The organism is Lysobacter koreensis (assembly GCF_042677045.1).
Taxonomy (GTDB): Bacteria; Pseudomonadota; Gammaproteobacteria; order Xanthomonadales; family Xanthomonadaceae; genus Lysobacter_K; species Lysobacter_K koreensis.
The window spans coordinates 302,672-317,350 of record NZ_JBHTIH010000003.1; the positions used below are offsets into that span (position 1 = coordinate 302,672).

The 14,679-nt window shown below is 72.0% G+C and carries 15 protein-coding genes; all 15 read right to left on the bottom strand.

Annotated features, from left to right (window positions below; translation table 11 throughout):
- Positions 1–40 precede the first annotated feature (40 nt).
- Positions 41–2,071 carry a flagellar biosynthesis protein FlhA gene (gene flhA, locus ACFQZQ_RS06750; RefSeq protein ID WP_386811998.1) on the bottom strand — a complete coding sequence of 677 codons (2,031 nt, stop codon included), beginning with the start codon at positions 2,069–2,071 and terminating at the stop codon, positions 41–43.
- Between the two features lie 41 nt (positions 2,072–2,112).
- Positions 2,113–3,267 carry a flagellar biosynthesis protein FlhB gene (gene flhB, locus ACFQZQ_RS06755; protein ID WP_386811999.1) on the bottom strand — a complete coding sequence of 385 codons (1,155 nt, stop codon included), beginning with the start codon at positions 3,265–3,267 and terminating at the stop codon, positions 2,113–2,115.
- 24 nt (positions 3,268–3,291) lie between these two features.
- Positions 3,292–4,080 carry a flagellar biosynthetic protein FliR gene (fliR, locus tag ACFQZQ_RS06760; protein WP_386812000.1) on the bottom strand — a complete coding sequence of 263 codons (789 nt, stop codon included), beginning with the start codon at positions 4,078–4,080 and terminating at the stop codon, positions 3,292–3,294.
- A gap of 188 nt (positions 4,081–4,268) precedes the next feature.
- Positions 4,269–4,538, bottom strand: a complete 270-nt coding sequence (locus ACFQZQ_RS06765; protein ID WP_386812001.1) for a flagellar biosynthetic protein FliQ — start codon at positions 4,536–4,538, stop codon at positions 4,269–4,271.
- A 10-nt stretch (positions 4,539–4,548) separates the two neighbouring features.
- Positions 4,549–5,406, bottom strand: a complete 858-nt coding sequence (gene fliP / locus ACFQZQ_RS06770; protein ID WP_386812002.1) for a flagellar type III secretion system pore protein FliP — start codon at positions 5,404–5,406, stop codon at positions 4,549–4,551.
- A complete protein-coding gene (gene fliO / locus ACFQZQ_RS06775) occupies positions 5,403–5,804 on the bottom strand; it encodes a flagellar biosynthetic protein FliO (RefSeq protein WP_386812558.1) in 402 nt (133 codons plus the stop codon). The genes fliP and fliO overlap by 4 nt, the downstream gene beginning before the upstream one ends.
- A 371-nt stretch (positions 5,805–6,175) precedes the next feature.
- Positions 6,176–6,514 (bottom strand): flagellar motor switch protein FliN, encoded by a 339-nt coding sequence (gene fliN, locus ACFQZQ_RS06780; protein WP_386812003.1) that lies wholly within the window; start codon positions 6,512–6,514, stop codon positions 6,176–6,178.
- Positions 6,511–7,515: a flagellar motor switch protein FliM gene (gene fliM, locus ACFQZQ_RS06785; protein ID WP_386812004.1), complete on the bottom strand. Its 1,005-nt coding sequence runs from the start codon at positions 7,513–7,515 to the stop codon at positions 6,511–6,513. Before fliM ends, fliN begins: the two co-directional genes overlap by 4 nt.
- On the bottom strand, positions 7,515–7,943 hold the full coding sequence (locus ACFQZQ_RS06790) for a flagellar basal body-associated FliL family protein (protein WP_386812005.1): 429 nt from the start codon (positions 7,941–7,943) through the stop codon (positions 7,515–7,517). Before ACFQZQ_RS06790 ends, fliM begins: the two co-directional genes overlap by 1 nt.
- A gap of 248 nt (positions 7,944–8,191) precedes the next feature.
- Positions 8,192–9,346: a flagellar hook-length control protein FliK gene (locus tag ACFQZQ_RS06795; protein ID WP_386812006.1), complete on the bottom strand. Its 1,155-nt coding sequence runs from the start codon at positions 9,344–9,346 to the stop codon at positions 8,192–8,194.
- Positions 9,343–9,801, bottom strand: coding sequence for a flagellar export protein FliJ (fliJ, locus tag ACFQZQ_RS06800; protein WP_386812007.1), 459 nt, complete (start codon positions 9,799–9,801; stop codon positions 9,343–9,345). Before fliJ ends, ACFQZQ_RS06795 begins: the two co-directional genes overlap by 4 nt.
- A 4-nt stretch (positions 9,802–9,805) precedes the next feature.
- The gene (fliI, locus tag ACFQZQ_RS06805) at positions 9,806–11,206 is read right to left on the bottom strand and encodes a flagellar protein export ATPase FliI (protein WP_386812008.1); all 1,401 of its coding nucleotides are present in this window, start codon (positions 11,204–11,206) and stop codon (positions 9,806–9,808) included.
- Positions 11,207–11,252: 46 nt separating this feature from the next.
- Positions 11,253–11,888 (bottom strand): FliH/SctL family protein, encoded by a 636-nt coding sequence (locus ACFQZQ_RS06810; protein ID WP_386812009.1) that lies wholly within the window; start codon positions 11,886–11,888, stop codon positions 11,253–11,255.
- Positions 11,885–12,871: a flagellar motor switch protein FliG gene (fliG, locus tag ACFQZQ_RS06815; RefSeq protein WP_386812559.1), complete on the bottom strand. Its 987-nt coding sequence runs from the start codon at positions 12,869–12,871 to the stop codon at positions 11,885–11,887. The genes ACFQZQ_RS06810 and fliG overlap by 4 nt, the downstream gene beginning before the upstream one ends.
- 10 nt (positions 12,872–12,881) lie before the next feature.
- The gene (gene fliF / locus ACFQZQ_RS06820) at positions 12,882–14,558 is read right to left on the bottom strand and encodes a flagellar basal-body MS-ring/collar protein FliF (protein WP_386812010.1); all 1,677 of its coding nucleotides are present in this window, start codon (positions 14,556–14,558) and stop codon (positions 12,882–12,884) included.
- Positions 14,559–14,679 lie beyond the last annotated feature (121 nt).

Below are 14,679 nucleotides of genomic sequence, written 5' to 3' on the forward strand. Positions count from 1 at the left end.
GCCACGCTTGTTTCATGTGCGGTAACGACACCGCACCGCCTTAACCCACCGCACCCACCAACCGCAGCCGCTTGTCCTCGGGGACTTCGCCGTAGGCCAGCACCGACAGCTGCGGAACGCTGTGCCGTACCAGCCGGGCGATCGCGGCGCGGACCCCGCCCGGGACCAGCAACACCGCGGGTTCGCCGCGGCCTTCCTGGCGGGTCACGCACTCGCTGAGGTTCTGGTGCAAACGCTCGGCGAGTCCGGGTTCCAACGCGGCGCCTCCACCGCTGACCGAGTCCTGCAATACCCGTTCCAGCGCCGGCGCCAGGGTGTAGACGGGCAGCTCGACGGCCATGCCGTTGAGTTCCTGGACGATGAAACGGCCCAGCGCGGTGCGCACCGCGGCGGTGAGGGTTGCCGGGTCCTGGCTGTGGGCGCCGTGCTCGAGCAGCGCCTCCACGATCTGGCGCATCTGCCGCACCGGCACCCGTTCGGCCAGCAGCGACTGCAGCACCTTGACCACCACCGACAGCGGCAGCAGCTTGGGTGTCAAATCCTCGACGAGCTTCGGCGCGCTGCGGCCCAGCGCGGTCAGCAGGTGCTGCACCTCCTCGTGGCCGAGCAACTCGGAGGCGCGCTCGCGCACCAGGTGCGAGAGGTGGGTGGCGACCACGGTGGCGGCGTCGACCACGGTGTAGCCCAGCGATTCGGCGTGGGCGCGCTGGCCCGGCGCGATCCAGGTCGCGTCCAGGCCGAACGCCGGATCCTTGCCGGGGATGCCGTCGAGCGGGCCGAACACGCGGCCGGGGTCGAGCGCGAGCTCGCGGTCCGGGTGCAGCTCGCCGCCGGCGATCGGCACGCCGTGCACCAGCACCCGGTACTGGCCGGGCGCGAGCTCGAGGTTGTCGCGCACGTGCACGGCGGGAATCAAAAAACCGACGTCCTGGGTCAGCTTGCGGCGCACGCCTTTCAGCCGCGCCAGCAGCTCGCCGCCCTGGGCCTTGTCGACCAGCGCGATCAGCTTGTAGCCGACCTCCAGCGCGAGCGGCTCGACCGGGCGGATCTCGTCCCAGCTCAGCTCGGCGTGCGGCGAGGGCGCGGCGTTGGCGGCCGCCACCGGCTCGGGGTTCTGCGCGGCCAGTTCGGCGCGCTGGCGCAGTTTCCACGCCGCGAAGCCGAGGATGCCGGCGAGGATCAGGAACGGGATGTTGGGCATGCCCGGGACCACGCCGATCAGGCCCATCAGCAGCGCGGCCACGGTCAGCGCGCGCTGCTGGCCGAACATCTGGGTGGACACCGCCGCGCCCATTTCCTGCTCGCCGGTCGAGCGCGTGACCAGCATCGCGGTCGCGACCGCGACCAGCAGCGCCGGCAGCTGCGCGACCAGGCCGTCGCCGATCGCGAGCATGGTGTAGGTCTTGGCCGCGTCGCCGAACGCCATGTCGTGGCTGAGCATGCCGATCAGCACGCCGCCGACCAGGTTGATCACCAGGATCAGGATGCCGGCGATCGCGTCGCCGCGCACGAACTTGCTGGCGCCGTCCATCGAGCCGTAGAAGTCGGCTTCCTCGCGCACTTCCTGGCGGCGCGCCTTGGCGTCCTCGCGGGTCAGCAGGCCGGCGTTGAGGTCGGCGTCGATCGCCATCTGCTTGCCGGGCAGGGCGTCGAGGATGAAGCGCGCCGAGACCTCGGAGATGCGCCCGGCGCCCTTGGTCACGACCACGAAGTTGACGATCGTCAGGATCGTGAACACGATCAGGCCGACCGCGTAGCTGCCGCCGATCACGAACTGGCCGAACGACTCGATCACGTGGCCGGCCGCGGCCTCGCCCTCGTGGCCGTGCAGCAGCACCACGCGGGTGGAGGCGACGTTCAGGCCCAGCCGCAGCAGGGTGACCATCAGCAGCACGCTGGGGAAGATCGAGAACTCCAGCGGGCGCTTGACGTAGACCACCGCCAGCATCACCACCAGCGACAGCGCGATGTTGATCGTGAACAGCGCGTCCAGCACGATCGGCGCCAGCGGCACGATCACCATCGCCAGCATCGCGATCACCACCAACGGCGCCGCGGCGCCGTTGCGCATGCCCGTCAAGACTCCGCCGGCGGTGATCGGGTTGGGGGTACTCACAGCGCCGGACCGTTGACGGTGTCAGGATCGGGCGCACCGTCGGCGCCGACGTCAACCCCGGCCAACGCCGGCATCGGCCCGCGCCCGGGCACCCAGGCCTTGAGCTGGTAGACGTAGGACAGCACCTGCGCGACGGCGGCGTAGAGTTTCACGGGGATTTCCTGGTCGACCTGCGACTGCCTGTACAAGGCGCGTGCCAGCGGCGGGGCCTCGACCACGGCGACCCGGTTTTTCTGGGCCAGGGCACGGATCGCCAGCGCCATTTCGTCGACGCCCTTGGCGACCACCTTCGGCGCGCGCATGCCGCCGGCCTCGTACTTGAGGGCGACCGCGTAGTGGGTCGGGTTCATCACCACCACGTCGGCGGTGGGCACCGCGTCCATCATCCGGCGTCGCGACATCTCGCGCGCCACCTGGCGCACGCGCGCCTTGATCTCGGGGTTGCCTTCGGCCTCCTTGGCCTCGTCGCGGATCTCCTGCTTGGTCATCTTCAGCTTGCTGCGGTGCTGGAAGTGCTGCCACGGCACGTCGATCGCGGCGAGCAGACCGAGCGCGCCGACCATCGCCAGCAGCGCGGTCAGCGCCATGTCGACGCCGGCGCCGGCGGCGGCTTCCAGCGAGGCCTGCGGCATCGCCAGCAGGGTCGAGAACGCGCGGTGCACCACCCACGCGCCGACGCCACCGATCAGCAGCACGCGCAGCAGCGAGCGCAGCAGCTCGGCCAGGCTCTCCTTGCCGTACAGGCGCGCCAGCCCCTTCATCGGGCTGAGCCGGCCGAAGTCCGGCTGCAGCGACTGGCCGGCAAACCGCAAGCCGCCCATCACCATCGGCGCGATCACGCACGCGGCCAGCGCAGCCAGCAGCAGTGGCACCACCGGCAGCAGCAGCCCGCCGAGCAGGCGCGCGGCATGCGGCAGCAACTGGTCGGGCGCGTCGAGCAGCGCCGGGTCGATGGTCAGCGCGCCGCGCATCCAGTCGCGCGCGGCGCTGCCGACCTCACCGCCGGTGGCCTTGAGCGCGAGCACCGCGCAGCCGAGCACGGCGACATTCGCCAGCTCGCGCGAGCGCGGCACGTTGCCCTTCTCGCGGGCCTCGCGCAGGCGTTTTTCGGTCGGTTGCTCGGTGCGGTCTTCGTTCTGGGTTTCGCTCATCGCCGGGGCCTTTGAAGCCCCCGCTCAACCGGTCAGGCCGCGGGCGGCGGCAAACGCGTCGTCGAACAGGTGCTGCACCGGCGCCTGCAATTCGCGGGCCAGCAGGCTCAGCAGCAGCAGGCCGACCAGCAGCGACACCGGCAGGCCGATCGCCATCGGGTTGAGCTGCGCGGCCGCGCGCGACAGCACCCCGAACGCGATGTTGACCGCGAGCAGCGCCATCATCACCGGCAGCGCCAGCAGCACGCCGGCGCGCAGGCACGCGGCGAAGAACGCCGGCACCGCGGCGAGGAACGCGTGCGGGTCCGGCAGCGCGGCGCCGATCGGCAGGCTGGCGTAGCTGTCGGCGAGCAGGCCGACCAGCGCCAGGTGCCCGTCGAGGGTGAAGAACAGCAGCGAGAACACCAGGTAGAACCACTGCGACAGCACCGGCGAGGACGCGCCGCTGAGCGGGTCGGCCATGGTCGCGAACGACAGGCCCATGCCCTGCGAGACCAGTTCACCGGCGAGCTGCCCGGCCTCGAACGCGAGCCGCAGCATCAGCCCGATCGCCACCCCGACCGCGAACTCGCGGACCACGCCGAGCACGGTCGCCGCGTCGACCGCCATCGGCGGCGGCGCCGGCAGCACGGTCGAGATCGCCCCGGCCAGCGCGAGCGTGAGGAACAGGCGCGCCCGCGCCGGCATGCCGCGCCCGCCGAGCACCGGCAGCACCTGCAACGCCGCGCCGATGCGCAGCGCGTGCCACAGCACGGTGGCGAGCAGGCCGAACAGGTCGACGCCGGCGGCGGTGGTGAGGGTGACGGTGTCCATCAGGGCGCGTGTCTGCAGCTCTTGCCCGTCATTCCCGCGAAGGCGGGAATCCATGGACGTTGCTTGTTTCGGACTCGAGAGCGAAAGGCCACGTCCCTGGATGTTCGGCTCCGCCGAAGTGAAGCGCGAGCCCGCCTTCGCGGGAATGACGAGCTCAAAACGTCCGGGCGCACAAACACTGCGGCGGCCTACCCGATCAAATGCGGGATGCGATGAAACAGGTCCGTCGTGAACGCCACCAGCCGCCCGAGTAGGAAGTGCCCGGTCAGCGCCAGGGTCGCGATCAACGTGACCGCCTTGACCACGAACGCGATGGTCGGTTCGTTGATCTGGGTGGCGGCCTGCAGGATGCCGACCACCACGCCGACCACCAGCACCGCGATCAGCGGCGGGGCGCCGAGCACCAGCGCCATCTGCAGGCCGCGGGCGATCTCGCTCAGGGCGACTTCCGGGCTCATCGTCGTCGCCTCAGACCGGGTTGAAGCTGGCCGCGAGCGAACCGACCACCAGCACCCAGCCGTCGACCAGCACGAACAGCAGGATCTTGAACGGCGCCGAGATCAGCATCGGCGACAGCATCATCATGCCCATCGACATCAGCACGCTGGCGACCACCAGGTCGATGATCACGAACGGGATGTAGATCAGGAACGCGATCTCGAACGCGGTCTTGAGTTCGCTGGTCAGGAACGACGCGGCCAGCACCCCGAACGGCACGTCCTGCGGGGTCGCGTACGGGCCAGTGTGCGACAAGCCGGCGAACGTCATCAGGTCGGTCTGGCGCACCTGGGCGAGCATGAAACCGCGGAACGGGTCCGACGCCGCCGCCCACGCGCCCTTGAAGTCGAGGGTGTTGTCCAGGTACGGCGCGATGCCATTGGCCCAGGCCTGGTCGAACACCGGCATCATCACCATCGAGGTCAGGAACAGCGCCAGCGCCAGCAGCACCTGGTTGCCCGGCGTCTGCCCAGTGCCGAGGGCCTGCCGCAGCAGGCCCAGCACGATGATGATCCGGGTGAACGCGGTCAGCCCGAGCAGCGCGGCCGGCAGCAGGGTGATGCCGGTCATCAGCGCCAGCACCTGCAGCGGCATGCTCACCGGCTCGCCGCCGATCTTGCCGACGTTGACCGACGGCAGCGGCTGCGACGGCGTCGCCGCGGCGGCCGGTGCCGGCGCCGCTGGCGCGGGCGCCGTGGCCACCGGGGCCGGCGCGCGGGTCTGCGCCGAGACGGCCGTGGTGGCGACGCTGAGCGCGGCGACGAGCAGCGCGCTGCCGATCGTGCGCGCCAGCCAGCGTCGCAGACTGATGGGGGTGGGGCGGCTCATGCTTTCTTTCCGAAGTGTTGCGCGAGCAGCTGCGCGAATGCCGGCGACGCGGTCGGCGCGGCGACCGGCAGCGGCTCGCTGAGGGTGTGCAGGGTGCGGGTGCCGCCGGCGCCGACGCCGAGCAGCAACTGGGTGTCGCCGACCGCGACCACGACCACGCGCTCGCGCGGGCCCAGCGAGAGCGATCCGACCACGCGCAGCGCCGGGTTGGCGGCGGCGCCGCCGAAGCCGGGCATGCGCTTGGCCAGCCACGCCAGCAGCAGGATCAGGCCGATCACCAGCACCAGCGCGAACACCGCGCCACCGATGCTGCCGGCGTTGGCCGGCGAGGACGGCGCGGGGGTCGGGCGGACGAGCTGGGTAGTGCTGGTGGGTGCGGCCGTGGCCTGCGCGGCCAGCGCGTGCGCGGCAGTCGCGGTCGCCGGTTGCGCAAAGGCTTCGGCGGCGCTGGTGGACTCCGACACGACGGTCGACGGTGCGGTGCTGGCAGTGGCGCTACCGCCGCCTGCGGCTGTCGCGTTCGCGGTGTGCGCGGAGGTGGAGGTGGAGGCCTCGCTGGCGCGCGGCGCAGGGTTGCTGCCGCGGGGCACGTCCGGCGCGGCGTCCTGCACCGCGGGCTCGGCCGCCGCCGCGGCCTGTGTGCTCGCGATGCCGAGCGCGCTCGGCGCCACCGACGACGGAGACGCGGACGACGGCGACGCGGAGGCGGCCGCCGGGGCGGCCTCGGACAACGGCGCGGCCAGTACCGCCACGCGTGACGCGATCTGGCTCATCGCAGCCTCTTGATCCGCTCGGCCGGGCTGACCACGTCGGTCAGGCGCACGCCGAAGCGGTCGTTGACCACCACCACCTCGCCCTGCGCGATCAACGTGCCGTTGACGTAGACGTCCAGCGGTTCGCCGGCGCCGCGCTCGAGCTCGACCACCGAGCCCTGGTTGAGCTGCAACAAATTGCGAATGGGGATGCGGGTGCGCCCGACTTCCAGCGACAGCGACACCGGCACGTCGAGGATCACGTCCAGGTTGAGGTCGGTGCCGGTGCCGAGGCCGGCCTCGGCGGTGAGCGGATCGAACGCGGCGCGCGCCGCGGCAGTGTCGGAGGTGTTCATGGCGTCGCCGTCAGGGATTCGAGGGAAGGAAGGGTCCGCGCGGCATGCACCTGCGTGACCTTGATCGCGTTGCGGCCGTTGTGGATGCCGAACTCGCCGGCGAACAACGGCATCTGCTCGACCTGCAGCTGCACGGTCGGGCTCAGGTCGATCGGGATGATGTCGCCGACGCGCAGCCGCGACAGCTCGCGCAGGCTGATCTGGCGCTTGGCGATCGCCGAACTCAGTTCCACTTCGGCGTCCTGCAGCTGCGCGCGCATCGCGCGGGTCCAGCCCTCGTCGCGCTCGATGCGGTCGCTCTGCATGCCGGCGTCGAGCTGTTCGCGGATCGGCTCGAGCATCGCGTACGGAATGGCCACGTGCAGCTCGCCGCCGCCGCCTTCGAGCTCGACGTTGAAGCGGCTCACCACGACGTAGTCGCGCGGGCTGACGATGTTGGCGAAGTGCGGGTTGACCTCGGAATTGAGGTACTCGAACTCGACGGGCATCACCGGCGCCCAGGCGTCGGTCAGGTCGGTGAAGGTCTGCTTCAACAGCAGCTGGATCACCCGCATCTCGGTCGGGGTGAACTCGCGGCCCTCGATCTTGGCCGGGTACTTGCCGGCACCGCCGAAGAAGTTGTCGACCACGGTGAACACCAGCCGCGGCTCGAAGGTGATGATCGCGGTGCCGCGCAGCGGCTTCATCTTCACCAGGTTGAGGTTGGTCGGCACCTGCAGCGAGTGCATGTACTCGCCGAAGCGGACCAGGTCGATGCCGCGCACCGACAGGTCGGCCGAGCGCCGCAGCAGGTTGAACAGGCCGATGCGCCAGGTGCGCGCGAAGCGCTCGTTGATCATCTCCAGGGTCGGCATCTTGCCGCGGACGATCCGGTCCTGGCTAGCGAAGTCGTAGCTGCGCGCCTCGCCGGGCGCGGGCGGTGGTTCGGTCTCGACCGCGCCGCTGTCGACGCCGTGCAGCAGCGCGTCGATCTCGTCCTGGGAGAGCAGGTCGGCGCTCATCACTGGGTCACCAGGCTGGTGAAGATCACCGCCTCGACCTTGTCTGGCATGCCTTCGCCCTTGAGCACCTGGCGCACCTCGCCGAGTGCGGCGGCCTGCAGGCGTTCCTTGCCGCTGCGCTGCGCCAGCCGCGCCGCCGATTGCTGGCCGAACAGCAGCAGCAGGCGGTTGCGCAGCGCCGGCGCGTGCAGTTCCAGCGCGCCGCGGGTGTCGGCATCGCGGGTCATCAGCTGCACGTCGGCCTGCAGGTAGCGCACCGCGTCCTCGTCGGCCAGGTTGACCACGAACGCCGGCTCCAGCGCGTAGTACTGCGCCGGCGCACGCGCCTTGGCCTGCGCCTTGGCGGTGGCCTGCTGTTCGGCGTGGCGCGCTTGCCACCACCACCAGCCACCGCCGCCGCCCGCGCCGAGCACGAGGACGGCGATCACGATCCACAAGGGCTTCCTGCTGCCGCGCTTGGCGGGCGGCTTGGCGGGAGTCTGGACAGTCGCTTCAGGGGCGGGGGCTGCTGGCACGAACGGGCATCCGGTGGGGCGATGCCGGGTCAGTGCAAGCGGCGTGCCGGAGTGGCGGCGGCGGTTCGTCGGGGTTTTGACGGAAGACTGAATGCGCCGGTGTCGATGCTTTGGCGCCGGCGGTGTTCAGTGCACGCGGTTGCGCGCGCAGGTCGCTTCGGTCAGGCGTACTCGTCGAGCAGGCCGCGGCTATGCATGCGCGCAGGGGCAGTGGTCGGCGCATGCGCGTCATCGGTGGCCGCGGCGTGGCCGCCCGCGCTCGCCCGCGCCGAGTGCGCCTGGCCCGGCTGGCGCTGGCCGACATCGGCCTGCCCCAGCTGCAGGCCGTGCTGGCCGAGCAGCTCGCGCAGGCGCGGCAGGCTGGCTTCGATCGCCTGGCGGACTTCGGCGTGGGCGCTGTGGAATTCGGCGCTGACCCGGCTGCCGTCGAGCTGCACGCGCACCTCGATCGGGCCGACGTGCTCGGGATTGAGGCGGATCTCGGCGTGGCCGAGGCGTTGCTCGGCCATCCAGGCGATGCGCGCGCCGAAGCCGTCGTCGAAACCGGCGTCCGGGTTGGCGGGCAGCGCCAGCGGCGTGGTCGGCATTGCGGCCCGCAGCGGGGCCGCTGCGGCCAGGGGCGTCGCGGCGGTCAAGCTGCTGCCGTCGTACGCCGACAAGCCGTCTACCGCGGCGCTCGCGGCTGCGCCGCCGGCGGATTCGGGTGTCAGTGCGGCGGCGGCCAGTTCGGCCAGGGCCGCGAAGCTCGCGCCGCTCGCCTTCGCCGTCGCGCCGTCGGCGCCGGGGTTCGGCAGCGGCAGGCCCGCGGGCGCGGCGCCCGGTGCGGCGGTCATCGGCGTCGCAGGGGCGCCTGCGCCGGTCGCTGGCGGGGCAACGCCATCGGCCGCTACCGGCTGCACCCAGCTGCCGGACAGCAGTGCGAGCAACTGGTCGGGCAGGGCGGGGGTCGCAGAGGTGTCGGCTGCGTTCGTGTCGGCCGGCGTTGCGATCGCGCTCGGGGTGGCTGCGAGCGCGGGTGCGGCGGGTGCCTCGGCGCTCGCGCTGGCGGCCAGCAACGAGGCGAAGTCGCTGGCGGCCGCGGGTTCGCGCGCCGACCGGTCCTGTGCGACTTCAGCGGGTGATTCGGCATTTGCCGGCGCGGCGTCGGCGGTCGGACCCTCGGCCGCCAGCGACGCCCGCTCCGTCGGATGGCGGGCCATGCGGGTCGAGGCGTCATGGCCCTCGCCGGCGCCGGATTTCGGGCTGCGGCCGTTGACCGACCCCATCGAGGGCGCGGCGGGCGGTGCCGCGATCGATGCACTCGCCGCGCCGATCACGCGTGCGGCTCCGCGTCGTCGGCGGCCACCGCCGCGGCGCGCGCACGGCGGCCGCCGAGGTCGTCGAGCTCGCGCTGCACGCGCTGTTCGGCGACCCTGGATTCCTGGGCGCGGTAGCTGTCGGCCAGCTGCTCGAGCACCTTGGTCTCGCGGCTGGCGAGCAGCAGGCGGGTGCGCTCGACATCGCTGAGCTGGCGGTTGTGGTCGACGATGCCGGCCTGCTGCACCACCGCGGCGTTGAGCCGTTCGCGGAACGCCAGGCGGTTGACCAGCAGCGCCGGGGACACGGTGGCGCTGGACGGCGCCGCCGCGTACTCCTCGGCGTAGCGGCGCAGTGCCTCCAGCCGCTCCTGCTGCTCGGCGAGCACGCGCTCGCGCTCGGCGACTTCGCGCGCGGCCGCGTCCTGGCGCTGCTGCACCACCTTGAGCAGGGGGTCGAGACGTTGCGAACGCATGGGTTCAGATCTCCACGGACATCGGCAGGTGGGCGGGTTCGTCGGTGTCGTCGAGCAGGCGCGCGAGCGCGGCGCGGCTGGCCTCGACGTTGGCGCCTTCGGCGACGTCCTGGCCGAGGAAGGCCTGGATCGCCGGCCAGCGCGCCATCGCCTCGTCGACCGCCGGATCGCTGCCGCGCTGGTAGGCGCCGATCGCAATCAGGTCGCGTTGCGCGGTGTACGCCGACATCAGCCGCTTGAGCTTGCGGATGCGCTCGCGCCACGGCGCATCGGTGATGTCCTGCATGACGCGGCTGACCGAGACCTCGACGTCGATCGCCGGGTACTGGCCGGCGTCGGCGATGCGGCGGGTCAGCACGATGTGGCCGTCGAGGATCGCGCGCGCGGCGTCGGCGATGGGTTCCTGCTGGTCGTCGCCTTCGGTGAGCACGGTGTAGAACGCGGTGATCGAGCCGCGGCCGTCGGCGCCGTTGCCGGCGCGCTCGACCAGCTGCGGCAGCTTGGCGAACACCGAGGGAGGGTAGCCGCGAGTGGTCGGCGGTTCGCCGACCGACAGGCCGATCTCGCGCTGGGCATGTGCGAAGCGGGTCAGCGAATCCATCAGCAGCAGCACGTGCAGGCCCTGGTCGCGGTAGTACTCGGCGATCGCGGTCGCCCGCAGCGCGCCGTGCAGGCGTGCCAGCGGCGGCCGGTCGGCCGGGGTGGCAACCACCACCGAGCGGCGCAGGCCTTCCTCGCCCAGCGTGCTCTCGACGAAGTCGCGCACCTCGCGGCCACGTTCGCCGATCAGGCCGACGACAATGACGTCGGCGGCGGTGTAGCGGGTCATCATCCCGAGCAATGTCGACTTGCCGACACCGGAACCGGCGAACAGGCCGATGCGCTGGCCGCGCCCGATCGGCAGCAACGCGTTGATCGCGCGCACGCCGACATCGAGCGAGCGGGTGATCGGCTCGCGCGTCAGCGGGTTTATCGCGACGCCGGCCAGGCCGACGAAATGTTCGGCGCGGATCGGGCCGCGGCCATCCAGTGCCGCGCCGTCGGAATCGATCACGCGCCCGAGCAGGCCTTCGCCGACCGCGACTTCGCCGCGGCGGCGGGTCGGCACCACGCGCGCGTTGGGGAGCAGGCCCTGCAGGTCGGCGGTCGGCATCAGGTAGGTGCGGTCGCCGGCGAAGCCGACCACCTCGGCGTCGACCCAATGCCCGCCGGCGGTCTCGACCCGGCAGCGCGAGCCCATCGGCGCGCTGCAGCCGGAGGCCTCCAGGGTCAGGCCGACCGCGCGCCGCAGCACGCCTTCGCGGGCCAAGCCTAGCGATGGTGGGTTCGGCCGGGCCGCGTGCAGGCGTGCGGCCAGGCGCAGGTTGCGCGCTTCCTGCCAGTGGGCGGCGGCGACGGTGCTCATGGCTGCCGTTCCGCAAACACTTGCGTTGCAGGCGCGGTGCGCGGATTCACGCCGCTCCCCCGCTCGAGTCCAGGGTCGCCTGCAGCACCGCCTGCAAGCGCGCGGCGATGGTGCCGTCGATGCGCACGCTCTCGCTGTGCAGGCGCAGCTCGCCGCGGCCGAGCGCGGCGTCGATCACCAGGCGCACGCCGTCGAGGCCGGCCAGGTGCGGCGCCAGCACGCCGAAATCGTCCGGGTGCAGGCGCAGTTCCATTTCCCGGCTGCCGCTGCCGACCGCATCCAGCGCCTCGCGCACCAGGTCGGCGAGCAAGGTGGGATCGGCGGCGTAAGCGCGGCCGAGCAGGGCGCCGGCGATGCGCACGGCCAGGTCGGCCAGGGCGTCGGTGACTTCGCCGTCGAGCCGCGCCAGCGGCCGGGTAAAGCCGTCGAGCACGCCCTCGATCTGCGCGACCATGCGCCGCACCTCGCCTTGCCCGGCGGCCAGGCCCTCGGCGTGGCCGCGCGCGTAGCCCTCGGCGTGCGCGGCCTGCTCCAGCGCCTGCAGTTCTTCCACGCTTGGCGGGGCCGGGCGCGCGGGTTCGGCGTTGGCGGCCTGGGACAGCCCCGGCGCGTGCCAGCGCACCGCGCCGGGGGCCGGCGCAAAGGCGCCGATCGCGTCTTCGCTCCAGGCTTGGGCGCTCATACGAACGCCTCGGCCTTCGCCGCGAGCGTGATCTCGCCGCTGTCGGCCATCTTGCGCACGTGCGCGAGGATCTCCTTCTGCGCCGCTTCTACTTCCGCCAGCCGCACCGGGCCGCGCGCTTCCATGTCCTCTAGCAGGATCTCGGCCGCGCGCTGCGACATGTTGCCGGTGATCTTGTCCTTGACCCGGGCGTCGGCGCCGCGCAGGGCCAGCCCGAGGCGGTCGCTGGCGACGTCGCGCAGCACCGCCTGCATCGCGCGGTCGTCGAGGTCGGCGAGGTTGTCGAACACGAACATCAGGTCGCGGATCGAGTTGCCCAGGGCGTCGTCGACCTCGGCGATCGCGGCCAGCAGCGTCTCGTCCTGTCCGGAGTCCATGAAGTTGAGGATGTTGGCCGCGACCTTGACGCCGCCGACCGAGGACGACTTGATGTTCTGGCTGCCGGCGAACTGGCGCGCCATCACGTCGTTGAGTTCGTTGAGCGCGTGCGGCGGGATGCCGTCGAGCGTCGCCAGCCGCAGCAGCACGTCGACGCGCACGCGGTCGGCCAGGCACTTGAGCACTTCGGCGGCGTGGTCGCTGTCCAGGTGCGCCATCACGATCGCGATGATCTGCGGGTGCTCGTTGCGCACCAGTTCGGCGATCGCGCGCGGCTCCATCCACTTCAGCGAGTCCAGCCCGGAGGTGTTGCGGCCCATCAGGATGCGGTCGATCAGGCCGCTGGCGCGGTCCTCGCCCAGCGCCTGCACCAGCACCGCGCGCACGTAGTCGTCGGCGCCGGAACCCAGGCCGCTGGGCTGGGCCAGCACCTCGACGAAGTCATCGAACACCCGCGACACGGCATCGCGCGAGATGCCGCCGACCGAGGTCATCGCCAGGCCGAGCTTCTGCACTTCCTTGGCGCTCATGTGCTTGAGCACCTCGGCGGCCTGCTGCTCGCCCAGCGACAGCAGCACCACCGCCGCGCGCTGCACGCCGCTCATCTCCATCGACTCAGCCATCGACGGCCACCCAGTCGCGCACCACTTGCGCGACGCGCTTGGGGTCGCTGCTGACCGCGTGGCGCGCGACCTGCAGCTTGTCGTCGAAATTCATCAGCGCCGCCGCGTTCGACGCCTGGCCCGCGGCCAGCGCGGGCGCGCCACGGGTCTGCGCGTTGAGGGTCACCTGCACGTCCTCGTCGATCATCTGCACGTTGGTGGTGTTGTTGACCACCTGCGGCACGCGCGGCGCCAGCAACTGGCGGAACGCCGGCCGCAGCACGAACCAGATCACCAGCAGCACCGCCAGCCCGCCGAGCAGCGTGCGCAGCAGGTCGCGGGCTTTCGGGTCCTGCCAAATCGGCGGACCCCCGTCCTCGGAGGTGTCCAGGGCGCCGCGGGCGAACGGGGCGTTGACCACCGAGACCACGTCGCCGCGCTGGGCGTCGAAGCCGATCGCCTGCTGCACCAGGGTCTCGATGCGCTGCAGTTCGGCGGCGTTGAGCGCACGCGCGGGCGGTGCCTTGCTGGTGTCGCTGGCGCCGGGCTGCACGTTGTCGACCAGCACCGCGGCGGTGACCCGGCGGATGCGGCCGGGCGCCTGGCGGGTGTGGGTCAGGGTGCGGTCGAGCTCGTAGTTGCGCACCGCGGTGCGCGCGCCCGGGCCGGACACCGAGGGTGCCGCGGCCGCGGCCGGCGCTGGGGCGGCGGTATTGGCCGCGGTCGGGGTGTTGCTGGCGCTGCCCGGCACGCCCTGCGCCGCAGCGCCGCCGGCCCCGAGGTTGCCGGATTCGGAAATCTGCTCGCTGCGCACCACCGCCGATTGCGGGCCGTAGCGCTCGCGCGCCTCCTCGGTCTGGGCGAAGTCCATGTCGACGCTGACCTGGGCGCTGACCCGGCCGGGGCCGGTCATCGGTTCCAGCAGCTCCTGGATGCGCTGCACGTACACCGACTCCTGGCGGCGCTGCTGGTCGAACTGCTTGGCGCCGATCGCGTCGTCGCTGTTCGGGTCGGCGTTGGAGAGCATGCGGCCGAACTGGTCGACCACGGTCACCCGCTCTGAAGGCAGGCCGGGGATGCTGGACGCGACCAGGTGCACGATCGCGTCGACCTGGCCGGGCTCCAGCGCGCTGCCGCTTTGCAGCTGCAGCACCACCGAGGCGCTGGCCGGCTCGTTCTGGCGGGTGAACGCGCTGGGCTTGGGCAACGCCAGGTGCACGCGCGCCTCGCGCACCGGGCGCAGGTTGGCGATGGTGCGGGCCAGCTCGATCTCCAGCGCGTGCTGGTAGCGCGCGTTCTCGACGAACTGGCTGGTGCCGAAGCCCTGGTCGCCCTGCATCGATTCGAAGCCGGCCGGGGCGGCGCCGGTCAGCCCGGCACCGGCCAGCGCCATCCGCGCCGCGCCGATCTGGTCGGTCGGCACCGCCAGCGCGCCGCTGGACGGGTCGATGCGGAACGGGATCTGCGCGCTGCGCAGCAGTTCGGACGCCTCGCCGGTGGCCTTGGCGTCGAGGCCGGCATGGACCGGCACGAAATCGGGCTTCTGGGTCCAGAAGAACAGCCACAGCCCGAGCGCGATGGTCGCCGCGACCAGCGCGAGCAGGCCCAGCTGGCGCACCGCCGGGATGTCCTGCAGGCGACCGAGGTCGCGCAAGCCGGCGGTGCCTTTGGGGAGTGCGATCACGCTCATGGGTGGAAGGCCGGGAATAGGAGGCGGGAGTGGGAAGCGGGAGTGGAACAGCGGGAATGGAAAGCGCGTCGGGGCGGAGGTAGTTCTGGGTAGTGCGAATCAGGAGGGGCCGACCAGCCTC